Source organism: Nonomuraea sp. CA-143628 (assembly GCF_050942315.1).
Taxonomy (GTDB): Bacteria; Actinomycetota; Actinomycetes; order Streptosporangiales; family Streptosporangiaceae; genus Nonomuraea.
Genome location: NZ_CP192072.1, coordinates 2,313,716 through 2,339,455 on the forward strand (window position 1 = coordinate 2,313,716; position 25,740 = coordinate 2,339,455).

25 protein-coding genes are annotated in these 25,740 nt (G+C 70.1%); 12 read left to right on the forward strand and 13 right to left on the reverse strand.

The features are described from left to right. Positions 1-67: 67 nt before the first annotated feature. The 4 genes from ACQP2T_RS10805 to ACQP2T_RS10820 all read right to left on the reverse strand — a co-directional run bounded on the left by ACQP2T_RS10805 (position 68) and on the right by ACQP2T_RS10820 (position 3,121). Positions 68-571: an HIT family protein gene (locus tag ACQP2T_RS10805; protein WP_433516014.1), complete on the reverse strand. Its 504-nt coding sequence runs from the start codon at positions 569-571 to the stop codon at positions 68-70. Continuing rightward, entirely contained in the window at positions 517-1,191 is a 675-nt protein-coding gene (locus ACQP2T_RS10810) for a rhomboid family intramembrane serine protease (protein ID WP_433516015.1), read from the reverse strand. Before ACQP2T_RS10810 ends, ACQP2T_RS10805 begins: the two co-directional genes overlap by 55 nt. Before the next feature lie 77 nt (positions 1,192-1,268). Continuing rightward, positions 1,269-2,447 (reverse strand): MFS transporter, encoded by a 1,179-nt coding sequence (locus ACQP2T_RS10815; protein ID WP_433516016.1) that lies wholly within the window; start codon positions 2,445-2,447, stop codon positions 1,269-1,271. 167 nt (positions 2,448-2,614) lie between these two features. Then, positions 2,615-3,121, reverse strand: coding sequence for a TetR/AcrR family transcriptional regulator (locus ACQP2T_RS10820; protein ID WP_358429048.1), 507 nt, complete (start codon positions 3,119-3,121; stop codon positions 2,615-2,617). 98 nt (positions 3,122-3,219) lie between these two features. Between ACQP2T_RS10820 and ACQP2T_RS10825 the strand changes: the two genes are divergently transcribed. Further along, positions 3,220-4,338, forward strand: coding sequence for a cysteine desulfurase family protein (locus ACQP2T_RS10825; RefSeq protein ID WP_433519753.1), 1,119 nt, complete (start codon positions 3,220-3,222; stop codon positions 4,336-4,338). Positions 4,339-4,535: 197 nt separating this feature from the next. On the opposite strand, the gene ACQP2T_RS10830 is transcribed toward ACQP2T_RS10825, so the two are convergent. Next, complete coding sequence (locus ACQP2T_RS10830) at positions 4,536-5,588, reverse strand: DUF695 domain-containing protein (RefSeq protein WP_433516017.1); 1,053 nt, start codon at positions 5,586-5,588, stop codon at positions 4,536-4,538. Positions 5,589-5,667: 79 nt separating this feature from the next. On the opposite strand from ACQP2T_RS10830, the gene mnmA reads away from it, so the two are divergent. Then, on the forward strand, positions 5,668-6,771 hold the full coding sequence (gene mnmA, locus ACQP2T_RS10835; protein ID WP_433516018.1) for a tRNA 2-thiouridine(34) synthase MnmA: 1,104 nt from the start codon (positions 5,668-5,670) through the stop codon (positions 6,769-6,771). A gap of 22 nt (positions 6,772-6,793) precedes the next feature. On the opposite strand, the gene ACQP2T_RS10840 is transcribed toward mnmA, so the two are convergent. After that, positions 6,794-7,426, reverse strand: coding sequence for an MBL fold metallo-hydrolase (locus ACQP2T_RS10840; RefSeq protein WP_433516019.1), 633 nt, complete (start codon positions 7,424-7,426; stop codon positions 6,794-6,796). A gap of 23 nt (positions 7,427-7,449) precedes the next feature. On the opposite strand from ACQP2T_RS10840, the gene ACQP2T_RS10845 reads away from it, so the two are divergent. From ACQP2T_RS10845 to gatB, 8 genes are all read left to right on the forward strand, one after another. Beyond that, positions 7,450-8,442: a methionine synthase gene (locus ACQP2T_RS10845; RefSeq protein WP_433516020.1), complete on the forward strand. Its 993-nt coding sequence runs from the start codon at positions 7,450-7,452 to the stop codon at positions 8,440-8,442. A gap of 14 nt (positions 8,443-8,456) precedes the next feature. Then, complete coding sequence (locus ACQP2T_RS10850) at positions 8,457-8,876, forward strand: hypothetical protein (RefSeq protein WP_433516021.1); 420 nt, start codon at positions 8,457-8,459, stop codon at positions 8,874-8,876. Positions 8,877-8,991: 115 nt separating this feature from the next. Then, positions 8,992-11,175, forward strand: coding sequence for an NAD-dependent DNA ligase LigA (ligA, locus tag ACQP2T_RS10855; protein ID WP_433516022.1), 2,184 nt, complete (start codon positions 8,992-8,994; stop codon positions 11,173-11,175). A gap of 173 nt (positions 11,176-11,348) precedes the next feature. Continuing rightward, the gene (locus tag ACQP2T_RS10860; protein WP_433516023.1) at positions 11,349-13,421 is read left to right on the forward strand and encodes a putative bifunctional diguanylate cyclase/phosphodiesterase; all 2,073 of its coding nucleotides are present in this window, start codon (positions 11,349-11,351) and stop codon (positions 13,419-13,421) included. Positions 13,422-13,526: 105 nt separating this feature from the next. Then, on the forward strand, positions 13,527-13,826 hold the full coding sequence (gene gatC / locus ACQP2T_RS10865; RefSeq protein WP_101787882.1) for an Asp-tRNA(Asn)/Glu-tRNA(Gln) amidotransferase subunit GatC: 300 nt from the start codon (positions 13,527-13,529) through the stop codon (positions 13,824-13,826). Next, positions 13,823-15,313, forward strand: coding sequence for an Asp-tRNA(Asn)/Glu-tRNA(Gln) amidotransferase subunit GatA (gene gatA, locus ACQP2T_RS10870; RefSeq protein WP_433516024.1), 1,491 nt, complete (start codon positions 13,823-13,825; stop codon positions 15,311-15,313). Before gatC ends, gatA begins: the two co-directional genes overlap by 4 nt. A 29-nt stretch (positions 15,314-15,342) precedes the next feature. Further along, entirely contained in the window at positions 15,343-16,398 is a 1,056-nt protein-coding gene (locus ACQP2T_RS10875; RefSeq protein WP_433516025.1) for an AAA family ATPase, read from the forward strand. 131 nt (positions 16,399-16,529) lie between these two features. Beyond that, positions 16,530-18,035, forward strand: coding sequence for an Asp-tRNA(Asn)/Glu-tRNA(Gln) amidotransferase subunit GatB (gene gatB, locus ACQP2T_RS10880; protein WP_433516026.1), 1,506 nt, complete (start codon positions 16,530-16,532; stop codon positions 18,033-18,035). A gap of 24 nt (positions 18,036-18,059) precedes the next feature. On the opposite strand, the gene ACQP2T_RS10885 is transcribed toward gatB, so the two are convergent. Beyond that, positions 18,060-18,704: a TetR/AcrR family transcriptional regulator gene (locus ACQP2T_RS10885; protein ID WP_433516027.1), complete on the reverse strand. Its 645-nt coding sequence runs from the start codon at positions 18,702-18,704 to the stop codon at positions 18,060-18,062. An 85-nt stretch (positions 18,705-18,789) separates the two neighbouring features. Here ACQP2T_RS10885 and ACQP2T_RS10890 point away from each other — a divergent pair, with 85 nt between their 5' ends. Further along, a complete protein-coding gene (locus ACQP2T_RS10890) occupies positions 18,790-19,704 on the forward strand; it encodes a TIGR03564 family F420-dependent LLM class oxidoreductase (protein WP_433516028.1) in 915 nt (304 codons plus the stop codon). 94 nt (positions 19,705-19,798) lie between these two features. Here the strand turns inward: ACQP2T_RS10890 and ACQP2T_RS10895 are convergent, their stop codons facing one another. After that, a complete protein-coding gene (locus tag ACQP2T_RS10895) occupies positions 19,799-21,133 on the reverse strand; it encodes a helix-turn-helix domain-containing protein (protein WP_433516029.1) in 1,335 nt (444 codons plus the stop codon). Positions 21,134-21,274: 141 nt separating this feature from the next. Beyond that, positions 21,275-21,505 (reverse strand): hypothetical protein, encoded by a 231-nt coding sequence (locus ACQP2T_RS10900; protein ID WP_433516030.1) that lies wholly within the window; start codon positions 21,503-21,505, stop codon positions 21,275-21,277. Between the two features lie 203 nt (positions 21,506-21,708). Between ACQP2T_RS10900 and ACQP2T_RS10905 the strand changes: the two genes are divergently transcribed. Next, positions 21,709-22,044, forward strand: coding sequence for a hypothetical protein (locus ACQP2T_RS10905; protein ID WP_433516031.1), 336 nt, complete (start codon positions 21,709-21,711; stop codon positions 22,042-22,044). 18 nt (positions 22,045-22,062) lie between these two features. Here ACQP2T_RS10905 and ACQP2T_RS10910 read toward each other — a convergent pair whose 3' ends face one another. The 4 genes from ACQP2T_RS10910 to ACQP2T_RS10925 form a co-directional block, all read right to left on the reverse strand. Beyond that, complete coding sequence (locus ACQP2T_RS10910; RefSeq protein WP_433516032.1) at positions 22,063-22,512, reverse strand: VOC family protein; 450 nt, start codon at positions 22,510-22,512, stop codon at positions 22,063-22,065. A gap of 77 nt (positions 22,513-22,589) precedes the next feature. Further along, positions 22,590-24,116, reverse strand: a complete 1,527-nt coding sequence (locus ACQP2T_RS10915; protein ID WP_433516033.1) for a tripartite tricarboxylate transporter permease — start codon at positions 24,114-24,116, stop codon at positions 22,590-22,592. Next, on the reverse strand, positions 24,117-24,629 hold the full coding sequence (locus ACQP2T_RS10920; RefSeq protein WP_357950184.1) for a tripartite tricarboxylate transporter TctB family protein: 513 nt from the start codon (positions 24,627-24,629) through the stop codon (positions 24,117-24,119). Further along, positions 24,629-25,603 (reverse strand): Bug family tripartite tricarboxylate transporter substrate binding protein, encoded by a 975-nt coding sequence (locus tag ACQP2T_RS10925; RefSeq protein ID WP_433516034.1) that lies wholly within the window; start codon positions 25,601-25,603, stop codon positions 24,629-24,631. Before ACQP2T_RS10925 ends, ACQP2T_RS10920 begins: the two co-directional genes overlap by 1 nt. Between the last annotated feature and the right edge of the window lie 137 nt (positions 25,604-25,740).

A 25,740-nucleotide genomic window follows, 5' to 3' on the forward strand; every position in this document is an offset into this window, starting at 1 on the left:
GGGAACGCGAGCCTCCGAGCAGCGGATCGGCATGGAGCGTGGCCGGAATCCACAGAGAACTTCCAGATCACGCCTCGGCGAGCGACTCCCGGATCCGGTCCGCGAGCTCCCGGGCCTGGCCGGACGACCAGGGGATCACCCCGTTCTCCGACATGAGCGCGTAATACTGCTGCTCCTCGTAGGGGGTGCCGGGCGGCAGCGGGGCCACGTGCCAGTGCAGGTGCGCGTTGCCCTGCTGGCTGCCGAGCGTGAGCAGGTACGTGCGCTCGGACGGCACCGCCGCCTCGACGGCCAGCGCCACCCGCCGTACGACCCGCATGAGACCGAGGTAGTCGTCCTCGTCGAGATCACGGACCGCGTGCTCGACGTGGGCCTTGGGGCACACCAGGACATAGCCCGGCATCGTGGGGTAGCGGGCCAGGAAGGCCAGGTGGCGCTCGTCCTCGTAGACGATCTCTTCCAGGTCGTAGGTCGGGTCACCGGCCACGATGGCGCAGATGAAGCACGGCCCGCTTTTCACGCGAGCGACGTAGGCCGGTATGTCGAACGGGACGTTCCTCTCAGAGCCCATGCCGCGATCATGCCACCCAGCAGGGCCGCGCCGTGGAGGTCGGCGAGGGCGGTGACCGTGACGGCGACGACCGCGAGGACGACGGGGAAGAGCCACACGGGCAGCCGCTCGTGGCGGGTGACCAACTGGAACCCGGCCGCGGTGAGCGCGATCGTCACCACCCAGCTCCAGATGCCGTTGGAGGGCGCGATGGCGGACGCGCCCAGCATCACCGCGTAGAAGGCGCCCACGGAGCGCTCCAGCGACCCCTCGCAGGCGATGGCCAGGCCCGCCGCCAGGCCGCACAGGGCGATCGAGTTCCCGGCTCCCGGGTCGTTGAACAGGTATCCGCCCGCCTGCCCGGCCACGGCGCCCGCCACGTACAGGATGAGCCAGCGGGCGGGCCCGAGCGAGCGCTCGGCGAGGTAACCGAGCACCGCAAGGAACGCCAGGTTGAACAGGGTGCCGAACACGCCGCTGTCCTGGACGACGAGGGAGGTCCCCAGTCGCCACCATTCCCCGGCACGGATGGCCGCGGGGTCGCGCATGAGTGCGGGCTCCAGGCCGGGAAGGAAGAACTGGAGGACACTCGGCACGGCGGTCACGACGAGGATCGAGGCGGTGACGACTGGTTTGACCATGGGCTCAGCCTCACACTGATCTGCGGATCGGGGCAGTGCAGAATGTAAGCCACTGAACCAGGACAAATGTCACAGGGTCAGGCGGTGGCGAGTTCGGGCTCCCTGACGGCCGGACCGACGGTGACCGCCGCGGGCTCCTCGCGCGGCAGGAAGCGGGCGGCCACCGCGATCGCCACGCCCAGCACCACCGCGATCCCGAGCGCGACACGCAGCGACGTGGCGTCCGTCAGGAAGCCGATCACCACCGGGCCGAGCAGCAGCCCCGCGTAGCCCATGGCCCCCGCCTGGGCGATCGCCGGGCCGGGGGTGTCGGTGGCGGTCCCGGCCAGCGAGAGCGTCATCGGCGAGATCGTCGCCACGCCGAGGCCGACGAAGAACATCGCCAGCACCGCCACCAGCGGCGCGGGCGCGACCAGGACGACCGTGAAGAAGCCCGCCGTGGCCACGCCGGAGGCCGTCATGATGCCGCGTACCCCGAACCGGGTCCGCAGCCTGTCGCCGGTGAGCCTGGCGACCAGCATGCCCACCTCGAAGACCGGGTAGCCGAGCGCGGCCAGCGCCTCCGGGGCGCCCAGGGTGTCGCGCATGAACAGCCCGTTCCAGTCGGCGACCGTGCCCTCCACCATGAACGCGAAGAACATCAGAGCGCCGAGCAGGTAGACGATCGGGGGCAGGCGGCGGCCGGCCTTGGTGGTTGTCGCCACGGCCGGGGCCTCGGGCAGGTACGTACGGCCCAGCAGGACCGTCACCGGCAGCGAGACCAGGCCGACCAGGGCCACGTTCGCGGTGAACGACAGCCCCAGGGCGATCGACAGGCTGCCCAGGGCGCCCGCCGAGATCGCGCCCACGCACCAGCCCGCGTGCATGCCGTTCAGCAGCGGGCGCCCGTAGGCCCGCTCGACCGTGGACCCCTGGGCGTTCATCGCGATGTCCACCATGCCGAACGCCATGCCGAAGAACGTGGCCGCGACCAGCAGCAGCGGGAGGTTCGGCGCGAAGGCCACGCCCACCAGGCCGAGCGCCGTCAGCGGGCCGCCGATCCGCAGGACGGTCTTGCTGCCCGCCCGGCTCATGACCCGGCGCATGGACTGCATGGTGATCAGCGCGCCCACACCCCACGCCAGCAGGATCAGGCCGACCGCCGACTCGGACAGGCCGAGCTTGTCGGTCAACGCCGGGATGCGCACGGTCATCGTGCCCACCAGGAGCCCGGCCAGGACGAAAGTAAGAACCGCCCCGAAACGGGCGATCCTCAAGTCGCGGATCATTAGTACATACCTCGCAAATCACTCATTAACTGGCATGCGGCGCGGCCCGGCGCTCGTGACGCGAGCGCGGGCGGCGAACGGTTTGGGCTTGGGGGGGTTGGGGGCTTTGAGGCGCGCGTCAGAGGTTGAGAAGCGCGTCAGGTTCAGCGGGACATTCAGGGTTTGAGGAGGGCGCGACAGCGGGCCTCCAGGGCGCGCAGGTCGCTCTCGGCGTGCAGGTCGGGATCGTGGCTGGCCACGTCCCACAGTCCTTCGCACGCCAGCCGGACGATCTGGGACGCCACCCGGTCGGGCTCGTCGTCCAGCCCTTCGCGGTGCCAGCGGGCCATGGCCTCGCGGATCGGCGCGAGCAGGAAGAGGTTGCCCGACGCCCCGGTGACCACGGCCCATCGTCGCAGCCGGTTGGAGCGCACGGCCTCAAGCGTCGCCGCGAGGTAGCGCTCGGTGTAGGTGGGGTCGCCCTGGGCGGCCATCAGCTCGTCGAAGTCGTCGATCAGCCGCTCCACCATGCCCTTGATCAGGGCTTCCTTGGAGGAGAAGTGATAGAGGAGGCCGCCCTTGCTCACGCCGGCCCGATCGGCCACCGCGGACAGGGTCAGCGCGGTCGAGCCCTGGTCGCAGAGGAGATCCTCTGCCGCGTCCAGTAGCTCGTCCCTTCTCATGCCTCTACTGTACCGTCCGGACGGTACAGTGGCAAAGGGGATACGATTTCCTGGTGAGCAGACCGTCGGCCTACCTTGATCACGCGGCGACCACGCCCATGCTTCCCGAGGCGATCGAGGCCATGACGGAGCAACTCGGCCTGGTCGGCAACGCGTCCTCGCTGCACGCGACCGGCCGCCGAGTGCGCAGAGTGGTCGAGGAGGCGCGCGAGACCATCGCCGACACGCTCGGCGCCAGGCCGAGCGAGGTGGTGTTCACCTCGGGCGGCACCGAGGCCGACAACCTCGCCGTCAAGGGCCTCTACTGGGCGCGCCGGCCGAGGAAGCGGGTGCTGGTCAGCTCGGTCGAGCACCACGCCACCCTCGATCCGGCCCAATGGCTGGCCGACAGCCAGGGCGCGCGCGTCGAGCTGCTGGAGGTCGACGAGCTCGGCCGGGTGCATCCCGACACGCTGCGCGCCGCCATCGCCCGCGACCCCGACGACGTCGCCATGATCAGCGTCATGTGGGCCAACAACGAGGTGGGCACGGTCCAGCCGGTGCACACGCTGGCCGCCATCGCCCACGACAGCGGCATCCCCTTCCACACCGACGCCGTGCAGGCGGTCGGGCAGCTGCCGGTGTCGTTCGCCGACTCCGGCGCCGACGCGCTGACGGTGACAGGCCACAAGGTCGGCGGCCCGATGGGCGTCGGCGCGCTGCTGCTGGCGCGCGGAATGACCCCGGTCTCGGTCATGCACGGCGGCGGCCAGGAGCGGGACGTACGCTCAGGCACGCTCGACGCGCCCGCCATCGCCGGCCTCGCCACCGCCATCCGGGTCGCGGTCGAGGAGCAGGAGTCGCTGAGCCGCCGCCTGACCGCGCTGCGGGACGAGCTGATCCAGCGCGTACGGCAGGCGGTCCCCGACGTGCTGCTCAACGGCGACCCGACGGACCGGCTGCCGGGAAACGCTCACTTCTCCTTCCCCGGCTGCGAGGGCGACGCCCTGCTCATGCTGCTCGACGCCAAGGGCGTGGAGTGCTCGACCGGCTCCGCCTGCTCGGCCGGGGTGGCCCAGCCCTCCCACGTACTCCTGGCGATGGGCGCCGACTCGGCGGCGGCCAGGGGCTCGCTCAGGTTCTCCCTCGGCCACACCTCGACCCACGATGACGTCGACCGGCTGATCGAGGTGCTCCCGGCAGCGGTCGAACGCGCCCGCCGCGCCGGCCTGAGCTAGCTGTACTGACCACGGACGTTCGCCTGTCCCCCGGAGGGATCCCTTCTCAGGAACCCCGACACGACGGACCGCCTTCGTACCCTCCCCGGAGGGGGTCCAAGGTCCCCAACCACGATGGACCGTCCTCGTTCCCTCCCCAGGGTCCCCAGCCACGACGGACTGTCACAAGGGCCGAGACGGTCGCGTGACGAACCAAATCAGTTGATAAAAGCCACCACCGCACTCCACGCCGGGTCGGTCGCCACATCGACCCGTGGCTCCCCTTCCTCCCACCCCACGATCAGCTCCTTGGCGTGGATCGCCGCGTCCCCGGTCGGGTCGGCGTAGATGTGGATCACCCGATGGCTCTCCGCACTCAGATGCGCCACCAGCACGGCGTCATCGTGGAGCTTGAGCAGCCGAGCCGCCAGCCGTTCTTCGAAGTCGCGCAGCGCCGTCAGCGACTCCCCGACGGGCAGCCCGTTCTCGTCGCGGTGCGCGTACGGGAGCGTGATCGCGATGTGCTGGTCGAAGAGCGGATAGTCGACCGGCCGCAGCGGATAGCGGGCGGTGGCGACCAGTGGCGCGCCGGCCGCCGTCTGGCCCTCCAGCAGCGCCCACTGCTCCTGTTCGTAGCCGGAGGCCAGGTCGGCGACCACGGCGGGCAGGTGCACGGCGGCGACCGAGTCGATCGGCTGGAACGTCGCCGGGGTGATCTCGCCCACCCAGCGGGCCACGTCGTCCTCACCGAGCAGCCAGTCGAGGGCCAGCAGCGTGGTCTCCAGCCGGGTGTCCTCGTCGAGCTGGCCGAAGATCGGGTGGTAGGCGGCCACGTCGACGCGCGGCGAGTTGGGCGGCACCCGCAGCCCCAGCATCAGCTTGTCGAAGGCGAACTCGAAGCCGCCCACGTCGATCGTCAGCTCCAGCGCCTGCGGGTTGACCTGGCGCGACGGATGGAACTCCCACAGCAGGTCGGCGGGCGGCGCCCCCTTGACCAGGCGGTGCGCCAGCGAGCGCAGCTCGGCGTCGCCGGCGGCGGTCACGACCAGCGCGTGCGCCGCGTCCCTGCCGGGAGCCACCTCCCAGACCAGGCCGGGATGCACCGCGGCGACGGCCGGGGCGATCTTCTCCCACAGCCCCTCGGCCTCACCGGAGGCCACCAGCGAGTCGAGCTGCGGCCTGGTCTCCTCCCACCACGCCCAGAACGGCGCGATGCCGTCACTCGGCTCGATGGGCTCTTCGTCGTCGTCCTTGCGCCCGAACAGTCGCATGGCCTGAATACTCCCAGACGCGGAGCCTGGTTGTGCAGATGGCCGAGCAGGCTTGGCGGGACAGTACGCTGGAATGGTCATGGGATTGCGTGTGCTTGCCGCCATGTCGGGCGGCGTCGACTCCGCCGTGGCCGCCGCCCGGATCGCCGAGGCCGGTCACGACGTCACTGGTGTGCATCTGGCCTTGTCGGCCAACCCCCAATCCCACCGCACGGGGGCCAGGGGCTGCTGTACGGTCGAGGACTCCCGCGACGCGCGGCGCGCCGCCGACGTGATCGGCATCCCGTTCTACATCTGGGACATGGCCGAGCGCTTCCAGCGCGACGTGGTCGAGGACTTCGTGGCCGAATACGCGGCGGGCCGCACGCCCAACCCGTGCCTGCGGTGCAACGAGAAGATCAAGTTCTCGGCGGTGCTCGACCGGGCGCTCGCGCTGGGCTTCGACGCGGTCGCCACCGGCCACCACGCCAGGCTGGTCGACGGCGTGCTGTCCAGGAGCGCCGACCAGGGCAAGGACCAGTCCTACGTGCTGGGCGTGCTCACCCGCGAGCAGCTCGGCCACGCGATCTTCCCGCTGGGCGACTCGACCAAGGCCGAGGTGCGCGAGGAGGCCGCCAGGCGCGGCCTAACGGTCGCCGACAAGCCCGACAGCCACGACATCTGCTTCATCGCCGACGGTGACACCCGCGGCTTCCTGGCCAAGCGGCTCGGCTCGGCCGAAGGGCCGATCGTCGACCAGGAGGGCGAGGTCGTCGGCAACCACCACGGTGCCCACGGCTTCACGATCGGCCAGCGCAAGGGCCTGCACATCGACCGGCCCGCCGCCGACGGCAGGCCGCGCTACGTGCTGTCGATCGAGCCCGTGTCCAACACGGTCACGGTGGGGCCGCGTTCGGCGCTGGAGGTCACCTCGATCACCTGCGGCCGGCCGGTCTGGAACGGGCCGGGAGAGCCGGGCGGGCCGAGCGGTTCGGGGCAGCCGGTCGCGTCGGCCTCGCCGGGTGAGCTGAGGGTGCAGCTGCGGGCCCACGGCGAGGTCTACGGGTGCCACTTCGAGGAGGTCGGCGACGGGCTGCGCATCACGCTCGACCGCCCCGCCACGGGGGTCGCGGCGGGGCAGGCGGCAGTGCTCTATTCGGGCGAGACCGTGATCGGCTCGGCCACCATCGCCTCGGCCGGCTGATCTAAAAGCAGCTCAGCTGATCTCAGGGCAGGTCGACCGACTCGCCGACCTTGAGCCGCCGCATGTCGGCGTGCTGCTTGTCGGACTCCAGCTTCAGGTAGTTGTCGATCAAGCTGAGGCCGATGTCGTTGAGCAGCCCGTCATGCGTGGAGAACGCCCTGGCCGGACGGATCGTCCGCAGGTAGTCGACCATCTCCAGGAGCTTCAGCCAAGGGGCGTTCGTCGGCACCAGGAGGGTGGGCACGTCGACGCCCGGCACGGTCAGCGCGTCACCGGGGTAGAAGACCTCGTCGTCGAGCATGAAGCCGACATTCTGCGCGATCGGCACGTCAGGGTGGTTCTTCGCATGCCACTCGCCGAACACCTTCACCTCGAACCCCGCCGCGGTGAAGTCGTCGCCATGCCGTACGACCTGAACCTTCCCCGGAACCTCCGTCAACTGGGCGGCGACCGCCTCGCAGGTCCAGATCTCCAGGTCGGAAGAGGCGGCCTTGAGCCGCTCGACGTCGACGTGGTCCATGTGCTCGTGGGTGATGAGCACCGCGTCGGCACCGTCGAGGACGGGGCCCTCGGTGAAGGCGCCAGGGTCGACGACGAGGACGTTGCCATCCTTCTCCAGCTGTACGCACGCGTGGCCGTATTTGGTCAGCTTCATGCTCCAGAGCCTACGCTTGGCCCATGTCGATGTTCGAAGCCACCGGGGTTGGGTCGCATCCGGGTGAGGATCATTTCGAGGCCCTCCGAGTGGTGTTCGGTGAGTTGCCCGGCCTGCCGTACCTGCCCGAGTTGCCGGGCCGAGGCGTGGGCGCCGACCTGGTGGGGCGGACGGCGGCGCTGCTCGTGGACCTGCCGGTCGAGGTGCAGCCAAGCGGTTGGCGGTTGTCCGATCGTCCCGGGCGCGACCACCAGCGGGCGGTCGACCATCTCAGACGCGATCTCGACGGCCTGGAGGAGGTCGGATACGACTACGCGGGGCCGCTCAAGCTGCAGGTCTGCGGGCCGTGGACGATGGCGGGCGCCATCGAGCTCAAGTACGGCGACAAGATGCTCTCCGACGCCGGAGCCGTACGCGACCTGATCGCCTCGCTCGCTCAGGGCGTCGCCGACCACGTCGCGGAGGTGCGGAGGCGCCTGCCCGGAGTCACCGAGATCGTCCTGCAACTCGACGAGCCCGGCCTGCCCGGTGTGCTCGCGGGCACCGTGCCGACCGCCTCGGGCTTCGGGCGGCTGGCCGCCGTGGAGGGTCCGCGGGTGGCGGAGTCGCTGCGCCTGTTCGGCGATCCGATCGTGCACTGCTGCGCGCCGTCGGTGCCGCTCCGCCTCCTCCGTACGGCCGGCGTCCGCGGCGTCTCGGTGGACGCCTCCCTGCTCAGCCGCAGGGACGACGACGCCGTGGGGGAGGCGCTGGAGGCGGGGCTGCTGCTGTTCCTCGGGGTGGTGCCGGGGACCGACACCCGGTTGCCCGACACCGGTGTCGTCGCCAGGCCGGCGGTGGATCTGTGGCGGCGGCTCGGGTTCCCGCCCGACAAGCTGGCCGGGCAGGTCGTGCTGACCCCGGCCTGCGGGCTCGCCGGAGCCTCCCCCCGCTACGCGCGGGCCGCCCTGGCCGCCTGCCGCAAGGGCGCCCAGGTGCTGCGCGACGATCCGGCAAGCGGGCTGCAAGCCGGGTGAGTAGCCTCACTTTCATGATTTTTCGCACCGTGGCGGTCGGCGTCACGCTCCTGATCGCGTCCGCGTCGATCGCCGCTCCGGCCGCGGCCGCCGCCAACCCGGAGATCTGGAACTGGGGCTCCATCTACTCCTCCGACAAGGCGGGCAAGGCCAAGGGCAAGGTCGTCCTCGACCGGCCCGGGTTCGTGGTGAGCGGCAAGCTCTACGACTTCCCCGGGCGGAGCGGGTGCTCGTGGCTGAAGTTCCGGTGGGTCAAGGATGACGGGGGCAGGGGCGCCAAGACGTTCCGCAATTGCTCGGGGACCAAGCCGCTGGCGTTCTCCTTCCCGACCGGTTACATGCTCTCGATCGAGGGCCGGGTCTGCCGCGGCACCGCCGTGAAGGTCACCGGCAAGTGCTCGGGCTGGGACGGCGTCTGGTCCCAGGGCGGCTGACCCCTCCACGCCGCTGATCCCAGCGCGACCTGCTCGGCCGGGCGTCGTGGAAGGTGCCTGTTGTCGGCGCTCGGCGATAGCGTTTGCCTTGGGTGTTGGACGGAAGGAGACCCAGGTGAGCGAGCCAAGCGTCGATGGCGTGCCCGTGGCCGCGCGTGAGCGCCACGCCGAGGTGAGCGAGCTGGTGGAGGAAGCCCGCTATCGCTATTACGTGCTCGACCGGCCCACGGTCAGCGACGCTCAGTTCGACGAGTGGTTCAACGAACTGCTCGCCCTGGAGGCGGCGCATCCGGGTCTCCAGACCCCCGACTCGCCGACGCAGAAGGTCGGCGCGCCGGTGGCCGGCGACTTCGCCAAGGTCGATCACCTGGCGCCGATGGAGAGCCTCGACAACGCCTTCGACCCGGCCGGGATGGCCGCGTGGCAGGCGCGGGCCGAGCGGCTGGCCGAGGGGGAGCCCGGCCCGTACCTCTGCGAGCTCAAGATCGACGGGCTGGCCATCGCGCTGGTCTACCGCGACGGGCGGCTGGAGCGCGGCGCGACCAGGGGCGACGGCAGGACGGGCGACGACGTGACGCCCAACGTACGCACCATCGAGGGCGTGCCCCACCGGCTCAAGGGAGCCGACGTCCCCAGCCTGATCGAGGTCCGGGGCGAGGTCTACATGCCGGTCGCGGAGTTCGGGCGGCTCAACGAGCAGCTGGTCGCGCAGGGGATCGACCCCTTCGCCAACCCGCGCAACGCCTCGGCCGGCTCGCTGCGCCAGAAGGATCCGCGGATCACCGCCCAGCGCCCGATGCGCATGATCGTGCACGGTGTCGGCGTCTGGGAGGGCGCGGCCGAGCCCAAGGCGCAGTCCGAGGTCTACGAGCGGCTGCGCGAGTTCGGTCTGCCGGTCAGCGACCTCTACCAGGTGGTCGACGGCCCCGCCGAGGTCGACGCCTTCATCGAGCACTACCGCGTACACCGCCACGACCCGCCCTACGAGATCGACGGCGTGGTGGTCAAGGTCGACGACTTCCGCACCCAGCGCGAGCTCGGCTCCACCTCGCGGGCGCCGCGCTGGGCGATCGCCTTCAAATACCCGCCAGAAGAGGTCAACACCAAGCTGCTCGACATCCAGGTGGGCGTCGGCCGCACCGGCCGCGTCACGCCGTTCGGTGTGATGGAGCCGATCAGCGTCGCCGGTTCCACGGTCGAGCGCGCCACGCTGCACAACGCCGCGGTGGTGGCCGCCAAGGGCGTGCTCATCGGCGACACCGTCGTGCTGCGCAAGGCGGGCGACGTCATCCCCGAGATCCTCAGCCCGGTCACCGACCTGCGTGACGGGTCCGAGCGCCCGTTCGTCATGCCGACCCACTGCCCCGAGTGCGGTACGGAGCTGGCCTACGAGCAGGAGGGCGACGCCGACCTGCGCTGCCCCAACGCCCGTGGCTGTCCCGCGCAGATCCGCGAGCGGTTGTTCTTCGCGGCCAGGCGCAGCGCGTTCGACATCGACGGGCTCGGCTACGTCGCGGCGACCGCGCTCAGCCAGCCGTTGGCACCGCAGGAGCCGGTCGTACGCACGGAGGCCGACCTGTTCGACCTGACGCTCGACCGGCTGATCCCGATCAGGTCCGTGGTTCGCGACAAGGACAGCGGCCTGCCCAAGATCGATCCGAAGACGGGCGAGCAGAAGGTCGTCTCGTTCTTCTCCAACATCAACGGCGAGCCCAGCCAGAACGCCCACAAGCTCATCGAGGAGCTGGCGCGGGCCAAGCAGGCGCCGCTGGCCAATGTCCTGGTCGCGCTGTCCATCCGCCATGTCGGGCCGCCCACGGCCCGCGACCTGGCCGTCGCCCTGCGCTCGATCGACGCTGTCATGGCGGCCTCGGAGGAGGAGCTGGCGGCCGTCAAGGGCATCGGGCCGCGGGTGGCCGCCACGATCCGCGCCTGGTTCGAGGTCGACTGGCATCGCGAGATCATCACCCGCTGGCGGGCCGCGGGCGTCCGCATGGAGGACGAGCCCGCTCCCGAGAAGGGGCCGCAGACGCTCGAGGGCCTGACCTTCGTGGTGACGGGCACGCTGCCGGGCTTCACCCGCGACTCCGCCGCCGAGGCGCTCAGCGACCGGGGCGGCAAGGTGGCGAGTTCGGTGTCGAAGAAGACCTCGTTCCTGGTGGCGGGTGACAACGCCGGGTCCAAGTACGACAAGGCGGTCAGCCTGGGCGTGCCGATCCTCGACGGCGAAGGCTTCGGGGTGCTCCTCGCCGATGGGCCGGAGGCGGCTTCACAAGTGGCCGTCACTCCCCAGCCGTAGTGGCTGTCATTTTCCAACCGTAGATCATATACGCGCTGTTGATGGCGGGTATACTAAGAGTGATTTCGGGGTATATGTCCGAAGGATAAGTGACGGAACGTACGCGGTTGGTTTCGCGAAGTGGGGTAAAGGTCGTACCCTCCCATAGTGACCTAATGGGGGTTCTGTTACTGATGGCTGACCCAACCGACACCCGCGACACAGGGCCACGCGCCGGGACGCCTCTGTGGGCGTTCCTCGTTGGCATCACCGTGATCGGCTCCACCGCGCTGGCCGTGGCCATGCTCAGACTCGACCCGGCCGGCCTGGCGGAGCTCGCCCGTACGCCCTTGTTCTGGGTGCTGACCGCGCTCGTCGTGCTGGGTGAGCTCAGGCCCGTCATGGTGTCCTCGGCGACCGCCGTCGGCGGCACGTACCCCTCCACCATGTTCACCTTCGCCGTGCTCCTGCACTTCGGCCTGCCCGTGGCGGTGCTGATGCAGGCGGTGGCCGTGGTCATGAACGGCGTCGTCACCCGCAAGGCGTGGCATCGGGTGATGTTCAACATCGCCCAGTCGACGCTCGCGCTGACCTCGGCCGCCGTGGTGCTCGGCCTGTTCGGCATCGTGCCGAGCCCGGCCGCGCCGTGGGTGCCCAGGGGCGCCGACCTGCTGGCGATCTTCCTGGCCGGCATCGCCTACTTCACCGTCAGGGCCGCGCTGGTGAGCGGCGCGGTGGCGCTGCACGAGCGCCGGTCGATCACCCGCGTGCTGAAGGCCAGCCTCGGCCCGCAGAGTCTCGTGTACGCCGCGCTGCTCGGCCTGGCGCCCCTGGTCGTCGTCGTGATGACCCATTCGCCTACCCTCGTACCGCTGTTCGTGGCGCCCCTGGCGGCGGTCTACTTCACCGCCACCCTGTCGATGCGCCGCGACCACCAGGCCATGCACGACGAGCTGACCGGCCTGCCCAACCGCAAGATGCTGATCGTGAGCACCGAGGAGGCGCTCGCCGAGGCCCGCCACGACGAGCGGGTCGGCCTGTTCCTGCTCGACCTCGACCGGTTCAAAGAGGTCAACGACACGATGGGCCACCCGGTCGGTGACCGGCTGCTGCAGATGGTCGCCCACCGGCTCACCCATTCCGTACGCCCCGGCGACGTCGTGGCCCGGCTGGGCGGTGACGAGTTCGCCGTACTCCTGCCCTCGATCAGGGACGCCCACGCGGCGCGCGAAGTGGCCGCCCGGCTGCGCGCGGCGCTCACCGAGCCGGTACGCCTGGAGGGCATGTCGTTCGACCTGGACGGCTCGGTCGGCATCGCGCTCTACCCCGACCACGCCCCTGACTTCGAGCTGCTGCTCCAGCGCGCCGACGTGGCCATGTACCTCGCCAAAGAGGGACGCACCGGCGTGGAGCTCTACCAGCCCGACAAGGACCGCAACTCGCCCGAACGGCTCAACCTCCTCGGCGACCTGCGGCGGGCCGTGGACAACCGCGAGCTCAGGTTGCACTACCAGCCCAAGGTCGGCATGGCCACCGGTGCCGTACACGGCATGGAGGCCCTGCTGCGCTGGCACCACCCGGTGCACGGCCAGATCCCGCCGTCGGAGTTCATTCCGCTGGCCGAGCAGTCCTACCTCATGCGCCAGCTCACCGAATACGTCATCGAGGCGGCCCTGGAGCAGGCCGCCCGCTGGTGGCACAGCGGCCTGCGGGTGCAGGTCTCGGTCAACATCTCCGCCCGCGACCTGCTCGACTCGGCCCTGCCCGAGCAACTGGAGGCAGGGCTGGCCAAGCTCCGGCTGCCGCCGTCGGCGATCCAGCTGGAGGTCACCGAGCGCATCCTGATGGGCGACCAGGCCTACACGCACGAGACGATCAAGGCGCTGGCCGTGCTCGGCGTGCCGCTGTCCCTCGACGACTTCGGCACCGGCTACTCCTCGCTGATCAGGCTGCAGCGGCTCGCGGTCTCGGAGGTCAAGATCGACGCGTCGTTCGTGCGGCGCATCGCCGAGTCCGACGACGACTACCGCATCGTGCGCTCCATCGTCGACCTGGTCCGCTCGCTCGGCCTGAGCTCGGTCGCCGAGGGCGTCGAATCCGACGACGTGGCCATCCGGCTCACCGAGATGGGCTGCGACATGGGTCAGGGCTGGCTGTTCCACAAGCCCATGCCGCCCGCCGAGGCCACGGTCTGGCTGCGCGAACACATCGAGACCCAGCCGGAGATCGAGTACGGCTACCGCTCCGGGGTCACCCAGACCGCGTGACGCGTGGAACCCCTGTGGCGAGGGTTAATGGGTTCGGTCCCGCTCCGCCAGGGCCCCTAGGATGACAGTGTCCCAACTCCATCCACGAAACGGGTTACACGACTCATGTCCGCCATAACCCGCGACGAGGTCGCACACCTGGCCCGGTTGTCCAGGCTGGCCCTCACCGACGACGAACTCGACCACTACGCCACGCAGCTCGATGCCATCATCGAGTCGGTCGCGAAGGTGGCAGAGGTCGCCGCCGAGGACGTTCCGCCTTCGTCGCACGCGCTTCCGCTGACCAATGTCTTCCGCGCCGACGAGGTGCGACAGTCCCTGACGCCCGAGCAAGCGCTGTCCGGCGCGCCGGCCGTCGAGGACGACCGCTTCCGGGTGCCGCGCATCCTTGGGGAGGAGGCATGAGCCTGATCCACAAGACCGCCGCCGAGCTGGGCGCTTTGATCGCCGGTGGTGAGGTCACGGCCGTCGAGGTGGCCGAGGCGCATCTCGACCGCATGGCCGAGGTCGAGCCCAAGGTCAACGCCTTCCTGCACGTCGATCGCGAGACCACCGTCGAGCAGGCCAGGGCCGTCGACGCCCGGCTGGTCGCCGGTGAGCGGCTCGGCCCGCTGGCCGGGGTGCCGATCGCGCACAAGGACATCTTCGCCACCGCCGACATGCCGACGACGGCCGCGTCCAAGATCCTCGAAGGCTGGCGCCCGCCGTACGACGCGACCGTCACGAGCCGCCTGCGCGCGGCCGGCCTGGTCATCCTCGGCAAGACGAACCTCGACGAGTTCGCCATGGGCTCCTCCACGGAGAACTCCGCCTACGGCCCCACGCGCAACCCGTGGGACCTGTCCAGGATCCCCGGCGGGTCGTCCGGTGGTTCCAGCGCCGCCGTCGCCGCGTACGAGGCGCCGCTGTCCACGGGCACCGACACCGGCGGCTCGATCCGGCAGCCCGCGTCCGTGACCGGCATCGTGGGCATGAAGCCCACCTACGGCGGTTCGTCGCGTTACGGCCTGATCGCGTTCGCCAGCTCGCTCGACACGCCGGGCCCGTTCGCCCGCAACGTGCTCGACGCGGCGCTGCTGCACGAGGCGTTCTCCGGGCACGACCCGATGGACTCCACCTCGATCGACGCGCCCGTGCCGTCCGTGGTCGAGGCCGCCCGGCAGGCCGACATCTCCGGCATGCGCATCGGCGTGGTGAAGGAGTTCGGCGGCGACGGCTACCAGCCCGGCGTGCTGGCCCGCTTCCACGAGGCCGTCGAGCTGCTCGAATCGCTCGGCGCCAAGGTCGTCGAGGTCTCCTGCCCGTCGTTCTCGACCGCGCTGCCCGCTTACTACCTGATCGCGCCGTCGGAGTGCTCCTCCAACCTGGCGCGCTTCGACGCCATGCGCTACGGCCTGCGCGTCGGCGACGACGGCACCCGCAGCGCCGAGGAGGTCATGGCGCTGACCAGGGCCGCCGGGTTCGGCCCCGAGGTCAAGCGGCGCATCATGCTCGGCACCTACGCGCTGTCGAGCGGCTACTACGACGCCTACTACGGCCAGGCGCAGAAGGTGCGCACGGTCATCTCGCGCGAGTTCGAGGCCGCCTACCACCAGGTGGACGTGCTGGTGTCGCCGACGACGCCGACGACGGCCTTCCCGATCGGCGAGCGCGCCGACGACCCGATGGCCATGTACCTCGCCGACCTGTGCACGATCCCGTCCAACCTGTCGGGCAACGCGGCCATCTCGGTCCCGTGCGGCCTGGCCGACGAGGACGCTCTGCCGGTCGGCCTGCAGATCATGGCCCCGGTGCTGGGCGACGACCGCTGCTACCGGGTCGGCGCTGCCGTTGAACAGGCACTGGAAAGCCGTTGGGGCGGCAGCCTGCTGTCCAAGGCTCCGGCGCTGTAGGGAAACGTTGTAGGAGAGGGGACGGCGGCGTGCTCACGCGCATCGAGATCGACGGGTTCAAGTCCTTCTTGGACTTCGAGCTCGCCGTGTCGCCGTTCCTGGCTCTGGTCGGTCCGAATTCGAGTGGTAAGTCCAACCTGCTGGATGCGTTGGGCTTCGCTCGCGCGGCACTTCTGGCACGCGGGCCAGGACTGAGTGCGTCGAATGACCCGCTGCTGGAAGCGCGCCGTGGCAAGCCGCAGGAGCTGTTTCACCGGCCGGTGGGGTCCGATTCCGTCTCCAGGTTCACGATTGGCGTGGAAGCGGATATGCGGGCGTCGGATGGGCGAGATAAGGCATATGCCAGTGTCACGGCGAGCAGGGAGCCCGCTGACTGGGCTTTGACGGCGGTGCCTGGGTGGTCGGACAAGATCTGGCCGCAGGAAGCAAGATCTTGGCACTTCCATCGGCCTGACTTGGCGGCTATCCGGAAGCCGGTTACGGCGCTCGACCGTCGGCCACTGGCGGAGGATTGCGCAAATCTGGCCGCTGTGCTGGGTCGGATGTCCCTCACCGGTGAGCTCGGCGACCTGATGGTCGACCTGGTAGCGCTTCTGCCTGATGTGACGGGCGTCCGCCCGGTGCTCGACGAGCGGCAGCAGGAGTGGTCCTTCGAGATCCTCGTGGACCGCGAGCCGATGCCTGTCGGGCACGCGTCAGACGGCACACTCAGGGTGCTCGCCCTGCTCGTGGCCCTCTACGACCGGACCTTTTCAGGTCCGCTGATGGTGGAGGAGATCGAGAATGGCCTCTATCCGAGCAGGCTCGGGGAGCTTTTGAGGAGGATCGCTCAGCGAGTCGGTGCCATTGGGAGCCCCTGGCAGCAAGTGATCCTTACCAGCCATTCGCCCGTGGTCGTCTCCACCTTGTACCGGACAGCCCCGGAATCGCTTGTCTTCCTGGAGGCGGCTTGGCGTGCCGGAGGCGGTAAGCCGCGATCTCGGGTGACCCTCGCCAAGCCTGTTCGTGCTGAGGGTGAGCCGGGTACCTTCACATCTCCTCGCCAAGTTCGCTCCTATCTGAGCGCGGTAGGGCAGGCAGCATGAGCTACCTGGGCTCGTCGCGGCAGGCGACATCGGCGAGCAAATGCGACCACTGAGGCGCTGGGGAGCCGTGGATTCCTCTGAGCGCCTGATTGATAGCGTGAAATGCGACGATCTGAACTAAGGACTTCATCATGACTGTCGGTACGCACATGCCGTACGACGAAGCCCTCGCGCGGTTCGAGCCGGTGCTCGGGCTGGAGACGCACGTCGAGCTCGGCACCGCGTCGAAGATGTTCTGCGGGTGCAAGACGACCTTCGGCGCCCCGCCCAACACCCAGGTCTGCCCGACCTGCCTGGCGTTTCCCGGCTCGCTGCCGACGGCCAACGCCGTCGCGATCGAGTCGACGATCCGCATCGGCCTGGCGCTGAACTGCTCGATCGCCGAGTGGTGCAGGTTCGCCCGGAAGAACTACTTCTATCCGGACATGCCGAAGAACTACCAGATCTCCCAGTACGACGAGCCGCTCTGCTTCGACGGCTACCTGGACGTCGAGGTCGACGGCCGGACCGTACGCGTCGAGATCGAGCGGGTGCACCTGGAGGAGGACACCGGCAAGTCCACCCACGTGGGCGGGGCGACCGGTCGCATCCAGGGCGCCGACTACTCGATCGTCGACTACAACCGCGCCGGCATCCCGCTGGTGGAGATCGTCACCAAGCCGATCGAGGGCACCGACAGCATGGCGCCCGAGGTGGCCAAGGCGTACGCGACCGAGCTGCGCGAGATCATGCGCTCCCTGGGCGTCTCCGACGTGCGCATGGAGGAGGGCTCGATGCGCTGCGACGTCAACGTCTCGCTCATGCCCCGTGGCTCGTCCGAGTGGGGCACCCGTACCGAGACCAAGAACGTCAACTCGCTGCGCAGCGTCGAGCGTTCCGTGCGGAGCGAGATCGAGCGGCAGGCGGCGATCCTCGCCGAGGGCGGCCGGATCCACCAGGAGACCAGGCACTTCCACGAGGACACCGGCGCCACCACACCCGGCAGGTCCAAGGAGGAGGCGCAGGACTACCGCTACTTCCCCGAGCCCGACCTGGTGCCGATCGCGCCCGACCCGGCCTGGGTGGCCACGCTCAAGGAGGCGCTGCCCGAGCTGCCGTCGGTCCGGCGCAAGCGGCTGCAGGCCGAGTGGGGGGTGTCCGACCTCGACATGCAGGCCATGCACAACGCCGACGCGTTCGACCTGGTCGAGGCCACGGTCGCGGCGGGCGCGCCGGCCGCCGACGCGCGCAAGTGGTGGATGGGCGAGCTGGCGCGGCGCGCCAACGAGTCCGCTGTGGCCCTGGCGGACCTGCCCATCACGCCCGCGCAGATCGCTCGCGTCACCGAGCTGGTGGCCTCCGGCGCGCTCAACGACAAGCTGGCGCGTGAGGTGCTCGAAGGCGTGCTGGCCGGAGAGGGCTCGCCCGACGAGGTGGTCGAGCGGCGCGGGTTGAAGATCGTCAACGACGAGGGCGAGCTGTCGGCGATTGTCGACCAGGTCCTCGCCGCCAACGCCGACGCGGCCGAGAAGGTCCGCTCCGGGAAGATCGCCGCAGCCGGTGCGCTGGTGGGCGGCGTGATGAAGGCCAGCCGTGGCAAGGCCGACGCCGCTCGGGCCCGTGCGCTGATCCTGGAGAAGCTGGGCGTCTCCGAGTAAGGCGATCGATCGACTCAGGCCCCGTCACCGAGTGAGGTGGCGGGGCCTCTGTGTTGCCTCTGAGGTGGTCGTCACCAGGGCGAGCAGGCGGTCGATGAGGCCTTCGTCGTCGGGGGACTGCTCACTGGCCCAGCCGATCGCGTTGGCCAGCCGGAGCAGGTCCGTGATGTCCAACCCCTCGGGTGCGGAGCCGGTGCGGCGGGCGTGGTCGAGCAGCGCGGCGCCGGTGGCGGTGATCTCCTCGTGGCAGGCCGCCAGGGCACCGTCTGCGGGCCAGGAGGCCAGCTGCGTCGCCACCAGTCCGCGCATGGCCGTCGCGTGTACGGCCACCGCCCGTAGCCACGCCCTCAACGCCCCGTCCGCCGAGGCCCTGGACTGCGCTGAGGCCCCGGACGGTGCCGACGCCCCGGACGATGTCGATGTCTCGGGAAGCGCGGACGCCTCGGCGAGCAGTGCCTGCCCCTGCGCGCAGAGCGCCGCCACGTCGTCTCTGATCACTGCCACCAGCAGGTCCTGCAGTGTCGGGAAGTGCCGGTAGAGGGTGCCCGGTCCTACCTCGGCCTGCTGCGCCACCTGGTTGAGCGAGGCGTCGGGGCCGTGCTCGGTGAAGACGGCCCTGGCCACTCGTACGATCCGCTCGCGGTTGCGCAGCGCGTCGGCCCGCATCATCAGTCGGCTCCCTGATTGCTAAGTGGAGAGGTTCTCCTTATTGTATCGAACCGGAGAAGCTCTCCGTTAATGAGGAGTTGAACACGTGAAGATCGGAATCGCCGTCGGCGACGTACGGGGCCCCGCGACGCTGGAGGAGCTGACCGAGCAGGTCAGGACCGCCGCCGAGCTCGGCTACAGCACCGCCTGGGCAAGCCAGGCGCTCGGCTGGGACGCGCTCACCGCGCTGACCGCCGTGGGCGGGCGGGTGCCGGGCATCCCGCTCGGTACGGCCGTCGTCCCGGTGCCGCAACGCCATCCGCTCGTGCTGGCCGGTCAGGCGCTCAGCGTTCAGGCCGCTACGGGCAACCGCCTCACGCTCGGGATCGGCGCGGGGATCGCGATGATGGTCGAGTCGATGTACGGTCTGCCCGCCGACAAGCCCGTACGGCGGATGCGCGAATACCTGTCGGTGCTGAGACCCCTCCTGCGGGGCGAAACCGTGGCGCACCATGGCGAACTGCTCACCGCCTCGGGTACGGCCGCCGTGCCCGGCGCGGAGCCGCCTCAGGTGCTGCTGGCAGCTATGGGTCCGGCCATGCTGTCCCTGGCGGGAGAGCTCGCCGATGGCGTGGTGACGTGGATGACCGGCCCGCGGACGCTGGCCGGGCACATCGTGCCGTCCGTCACCAAGGCGGCCGAGTCGGCCGGACGCCCCGCGCCCCGGGTGATCGCCGGGCTGGTGGTGTGCGTGACGGACGACGAGGCCGGGGTGCGCGGGCGCGTCGCGGAGCAGTTCGGGCTGGCGGGTCAGGTGCCGGAATATCGCGCCATGCTCGACCGCGAGGGCGTGGCCGGACCGCAGGACGTGGTCATCGTGGGCGACGAGGCGGCGGTGGCCGAGGGGATCGGCAGGCTGGCGGACGCGGGCGTCACGGAGTATCTGGCCGCTCCGTTCGGCACTCCCGAGGAGCAGCACCGCACCATCGAGGCGGTCGCTGCCCTCGCCACGGGGGCCTAGGACGACCGCCCGGCCGAGGCCAAGACGGCGCAGCCCCATGGGACCTGCTCGCCATGTCTCGTCACCGTGCGCCCTCGTTGTGCCCTGCCCAAAGCTACGATGCGGGAGCGAGACGACGGGCGGCGTAGTCGTCGAACTCCCGGGCGGTTGTCGAGGGGCCGCGTGCGGCCAGCTCCGCGCGGAACGTCCGGAGCAGCCTCATGCCACGGTCGGTGTCCGCCTGGTCTGCGAGCAGGTCGACCACGGTTCGTGCGGTCGCGCACCCTTCATCCATCCGCCCGCGTCGAAGTTGGGCTGTGGCCACCCGGCCGAGCCATGTCGCCCGGTCGCGCGGGTAACGATCCCCGCATGAGGTGGCGGCGGCGACCAGCTCGCGCTCGCTGCCCGCGTAGTCCCCCAGGTCGTACAGCGCGCGGCCGAGCTGGGCCGTGATACGCGCCTCGTCCAGCCAGTACGCCCACGGCGGAGCGTCCCCCGACACCGCGCGGTTGAGCAGGGCACCGGCGCGGGTCAGCGCGACCCGCGCGGTCGCCGGGTCGTCGACCTTCGCGTACGCCCGGCCGAGCCGGGCCCAGGTCATCGCCTGCACGACCTCCGGAATCCGGGCCGGCTCCGCTGCGGCGGTGTCCATGAGTTTGGTCGCGTCGGTGAGGCGTCCGGTTGCGTACGCCTGGATAGCCATGAATCCGACGATGTTCACGCCGAGTGCCCGGTCACCGATCGCAGACGCGGAGCGGAGCGCGGCGAGGTAGTACGCCTGGGCGGCGGCGTGCTGGCCCGAGTCGAACGCGGCCCACCCGGCTAGGCGGGCTATCTCCGCGGCCGTGCCGTACAGGCCACGGCCGACGTCCGCCGAGTAGGTGCCGTTCTTCAGCAGCCCGGTGACGAACTGGAAGTCGGCGTGCAGCGCGTCGAGCAGCACCGCCCCGCCGTGCTCGTCGTCCATCCGCCGGCGGGCGGCGATGAGCTGTTGAAGCTCGGTGACGAGGGCGGAGCCGACGTGGCGACCGCGTTGCTGAGCGGCGATCCACGGCTCGGGGTTGATCCGCCATTCGTAGACGGGGAGCAGCAGTTCGGCTCCGGTGAGGATGAGGAACTCTCGGCGATCCACGAGCGCCCCTTTCGCGACGTCGTCGAGTGCGTTGACCGTGCCTTGCTGATCCCATGTCTCTGTCGCGCACGCTGCGGCCCCGGTGGGAAGCCAGTGCGGCCAGCTCGCGCGTACGTCGTGGGCGACCTCGAACAGGTCGCGTAGCGCCCGCTGGGCGGCAGCGTCGGGAGTCACGCCCCGCTCCCATCGGGTAACGGTCTTGCGGGTGGTGCCCAGTCCTTTGCCGCGTAGCAGTGCGGCCAAGGTCTCCTGAGACCACCCGCGCTGCTGTCTGGCGTCGGCGAGCCGATGCCGTGCTGGTGGAGCGAGATCGGCCATGAGACCCCTCCTGACCCCTGTCTGCCCCCGGGTGCCTCCAGAGGGACACCCGGGCCTCTCCTGAAGACCCCTGCCGACGTCTTTGATCACCTCTGCGCCTCGGCTTCCATGGGGAGTGTGAAAACGCGAGGTGTTGCCGTACTACCTGGTCGAATCCGCTGTGCGCCCGGTCCGTTGAGCCCACGCCAGGATCTGGTCTTCCCACCAGTAGTCCATGTTGGCCACCTTGCCGGCGGCCGGCGGGAAGGGCTCCACCTGCTTGGCCCCGGCCGCGCGCTTGCGCCAGGCGTTGACGGTGTTGACGCTCACGCTGAGCAGGGTGGCGACGTCGCTCATAGCGAGCGGTCGAGGGCGCGCAGTGAGGTCGGACACGAACGTCAGTGTATGCGCGTTCGGCGTGCGCTGAAAGGAGGTGCACCTGACTTCGGGGCAGTGAGGAGTGTACGACCAGCTCAACCCAAGTCGGGCCTGCGCGGTGCTGGAATACCGAAGCAGGCCCTTGATCCCCGATCCGACCTGGTGGGCGGTGCTCGATGAAGAGCTATCCCATTCGCCGCTGCCCAACCTGGTGCGAGATGCTGGTGCACCGCGGTCCAGAGGCCATCGAGCAGCACCAGTGCCACATCGCCGACTTGATCCAGGACGGGAGCTACATGTCCGTGTTCCTGGAGCAGCCGAACGTGGAGTGGATGGACGAGCCGCCCGTGATCCGCATTGACGCATTCGGCATCTTCGATTGTGCGTTCGACACTGATCTCGTGCTCACGCCCGATCTGGCCGCCGAGATCGTCGAGCTGCTCGACGGCGTCGACGGCCAAGAGAACCTCCGCGAGGCTCTCGCCGAGGCGGTCGCGCTGTCCCGGCTTCGCCCGTCGACCGGCATGTACCTCGCGATGACGGGGCAGCACTGATGGTCGGCCTTCGTTCGCCTAGCTGATGCAGAACTCGTTGCCCTCCGGGTCGAACAGGGTGATCGCGTAGTAGTCGGGCAGGCCCTCCACCACGAGCACCTTCGCCAGCGTCGCCCCCAGCCCGACCAGCCGCTCGGCCTCGGCGTCGAGCTGGGCCCGGCGGACCTCCACCGGCCGGTCCCCGGAGGTGACAGACAGGTCGAGATGGAGGCGATTTTTGACCACCTTGCCCTCGGGCACCTTCTGGAACCACAGCCGCGGGCCCACCCCGGCCGGATCGATGACCGAGTCGTAGCCGCCGTCGCCGGTCAGCTCCTCCTCGGGCAGCCCCCGGGCGCGCCAGTAGTCCTGCCAGGTGGCGAAGCCCTGCGGGGGCTCTTCCAGCCGGTAGCGCAGCGCCTCGGCCCAGAAGCGGGCCAGCTTGTCGGGGTCGGCGCAGTCGAACGACACCTGTATCTTCACGGCCATGCCTGCCATGATGCCCGGCTGGCACGACATAAACGGGGCTCCACCGGTTCGGACAGGCCGGTGAAGCCCCCCGCCGCCTAGTCCTCCTCCCGGGACGCGGGCGTGGCCGGTTCGATGTGGCGCCGTTCCATCAGCTTCCTGAACAGCGGCGCGGTCAGCGCGGCCAGGGAGAGCAGCAGCAGGATCACCGCGATGGGGCTGCTCACCAGCACCGTCACGTCGCCCGCGCCGATGGCCAGGGCCCGGCGCAGCTGGATCTCCGCCATCGGTCCCAGGATCAGGCCGATGACCGCCGGGGCGACCGGCAGGCCGAAGCGCCGCATCGCGTACCCCAGCAGGCCGAGCAGGAAGAGCACGACCAGGTCCACCACCGAGCCGTTCAGCGCGTACACGCCGAGCGCGGCGAACAGCACGATCCCCGCATAAAGGTACGGCCGGGGGATGCGCAGCACACGAGCCCACAGCGGCGCCAGTGGCAGGTTCAGCACGAGGAGCATCGTGTTGCCGATGAACAGCGACGCGATCATGCCCCACACCAGGGCCGGGTTGTGGTCGAACAGCTGCGGTCCGGGCTGCAGGCCGTACTGCTGGAAGGCGGCCAGCAGGATCGCGGCCGTCGCGGACGTGGGCAGGCCCAGCGTCAGCAGCGGCACCAGGGTCCCGGCGGCCGAGGCGTTGTTGGCCGCCTCGGGGCCGGCGACGCCCTCGATGGCGCCCTTGCCGAACTCCTCCTTGGCCACGCCGCGCGCCAGTCGCTTCTCGGCCGCGTACGACAGGAAGGTCGGGATCTCCGCGCCGCCGCCGGGCAGCGCGCCGAACGGGAAGCCGAACGCGGTGCCGCGCAGCCAGGGCAGCCACGAGCGGCGCCAGTCGGTACGCCCCATCCAGGCTCGCCCGACCGGTACCACTTCGGGCAGCGAGTGGCGCAGCCGCGAGGCCACGTACAGGGCCTCGCCCAGCGCGAACAGTCCGACGGCCACGACCACCACGTCCACGCCGTCGAGCAGCTGGTCCAGGCCGAGCGTGAGCCGTGCCTGGCCGGTCTGCTGGTCGATGCCGATCAGCCCGATCACCAGGCCGAACCCGAGCGAGGCCAGCCCGCGCACGACCGAGCGCGACAGCACCGACGACACCGCGGTGAAGGCCAGGATCGCCAGCGCGAAGTAGTCCTCGGGCCCGAACGAGATGGCGAAGCTCACCACGGCGGGGGCCGCCACGACCAGCAGGGCGGTCGCGATCGTGCCCGCCACGAACGAGCCGATGGCCGCCGTGGCCAGCGCCTGTGCCGCCCGGCCGCGCCGGGCCATTTTGTTGCCCTCCAGCGCGGTGATCATCGAGGACGACTCGCCGGGGGTGTTGAGCAGGATGGAGGTGGTCGAGCCGCCGTACATGCCGCCGTAGTAGATCCCGGCGAACATGATGAACGCGCTGGTCGGCGGCACGGTGAAGGTGATGGGCAGGAGCAGCGCCACGGTCATGGCGGGGCCGATGCCGGGCAGTACGCCGACGAGGGTGCCGAGGGTGACGCCGATGAGCGCGTACATGAGGTTGATCGGCGTCAGCGCCCCGGCGAAGCCGTCGAGCAGCAGCTGGAACGATTCCACCTAGATCACCCCCCGCAGCAGCCCGCCCGGCAGCGACACGCCCAGGCCCTTGACGAACAGCAGGTACGTGGCGATCCCCAGGACCACCCCGACGCCCGCCGCGCGCAGCTTGTGCTCCGCGCCGAGCACCACCGAGAGGCCGAAGAACAGCAGGCTCGCGGCGATGATCCAGCCGAGCACGTTCAGTACCGCGGTGAATGCCAGGAAGATCCCGCTCACCAGCCCGACGCTGCGCCAGTCGGCGGGGGCGTCCACGTCGACGTCCTCGCTCTCCTCGGGGTCGCCGCTGCCGCCCCTGAGCACGTCGGCCACGTAGAACAGGCCGATGGCGATCATGGAGCAGCCCACCAGCATCGGGAAGAACCGCGGCCCGATGCCGAGCTGCGAGGCGGCGGCGGACACGTCGAGCGTCCCGAGCACGACGAACACGCCGAGTGCCAGCACGATGACGGCCAACCCCAGCTCGGGCCGCCATCGCCAGCGCTGCTTCTGGCCAGTGTTGTCAGCGGACATCAGGAGACGACACCCAGCTCGGAGATGATGGCCTTGACCTTGGTCTGCTCGGCGTTGAGGTAGTCGGCGAACTGCTGACCGGTCTGGAAGGAGTCGATCCAGCCGTTCTTGGCCACCGCGTCCTTCCACGCCGGCGAGTCGTGCATCTTGGTCACCTGGTCGGTCAGCGACTTCTTGGCCGCCTCGTCGAGCCCGCCGGGCGCCACGAAGCCGCGCCAGTTGGTCAGCTCCACGTCCAGGCCGGACTCCTTGAGCGTGGGCGCGTCGAGGTCGGGCAGCCGCTGGGCCGAGGTCACGGCCAGCGCGCGCAGCTTGCCGGACTTCACGTGCTCGGCGAACTCACCGACGCCCGAGATGCCCGCGCTCACCTTGTTGCCGAGCAGCTCGTTCAGGGCCTCGCCGCCGCCGGAGTGGGCGATGTAGTTGACCTGCTTCGGGTCCACGCCCGCGGCCTTGGCCATCAGCCCGGCCGCGATGTGGTCGGTGCCGCCGGCCGAGCCGCCGGAGATGGACACCTTCTTCGGGTCGGCCTTCCAGGCGGCGACCAGGTCGGCCACCGACTTGAACGGGGAGGCCGCCGGGACCACGATGATCTCGTACTCCTCGGTCAGCTTGGCGATCGGCGTCGTCTGGGCCAGCGTGACCTTGGACTTGTTCTGCTCGATGGCGCCCACCATGACCAGGCCCATGGTCATCAGCAGGTTGCCGTTGCCCTTCTCGCCCGCCAGCTGGGCCAGGCCGATCGTGCCGCCGGCGCCGGGCACGTTGAACACCTCGACCTTGCGCTTCGGGTCGACGGACTTGAGCGCCTGCTCGGCCGTACGGGAGGTCTGGTCCCAGCCGCCGCCCGGTGAGGCGGGAGCCATGATGCGCAGCGCGTTCGTGCCTCCGCCATCGGAACCGGAGCCGGCGCCGCAACCGGATACCGCGGCGACGGAGAGCGCCGCGACGGCGGCGAGTATGCGGAGACGCATGATCACTCCAAAGGGGGGATTTCACGTTACGGAATACTGGATGGTGAAGTCCGTTGCCGATGGAGTCGACCCTTTTCACGATAGCCGTCATATAGGTCGTATTGGTCGCAACCCCCCTCGCAACCCCCCCCGTGACC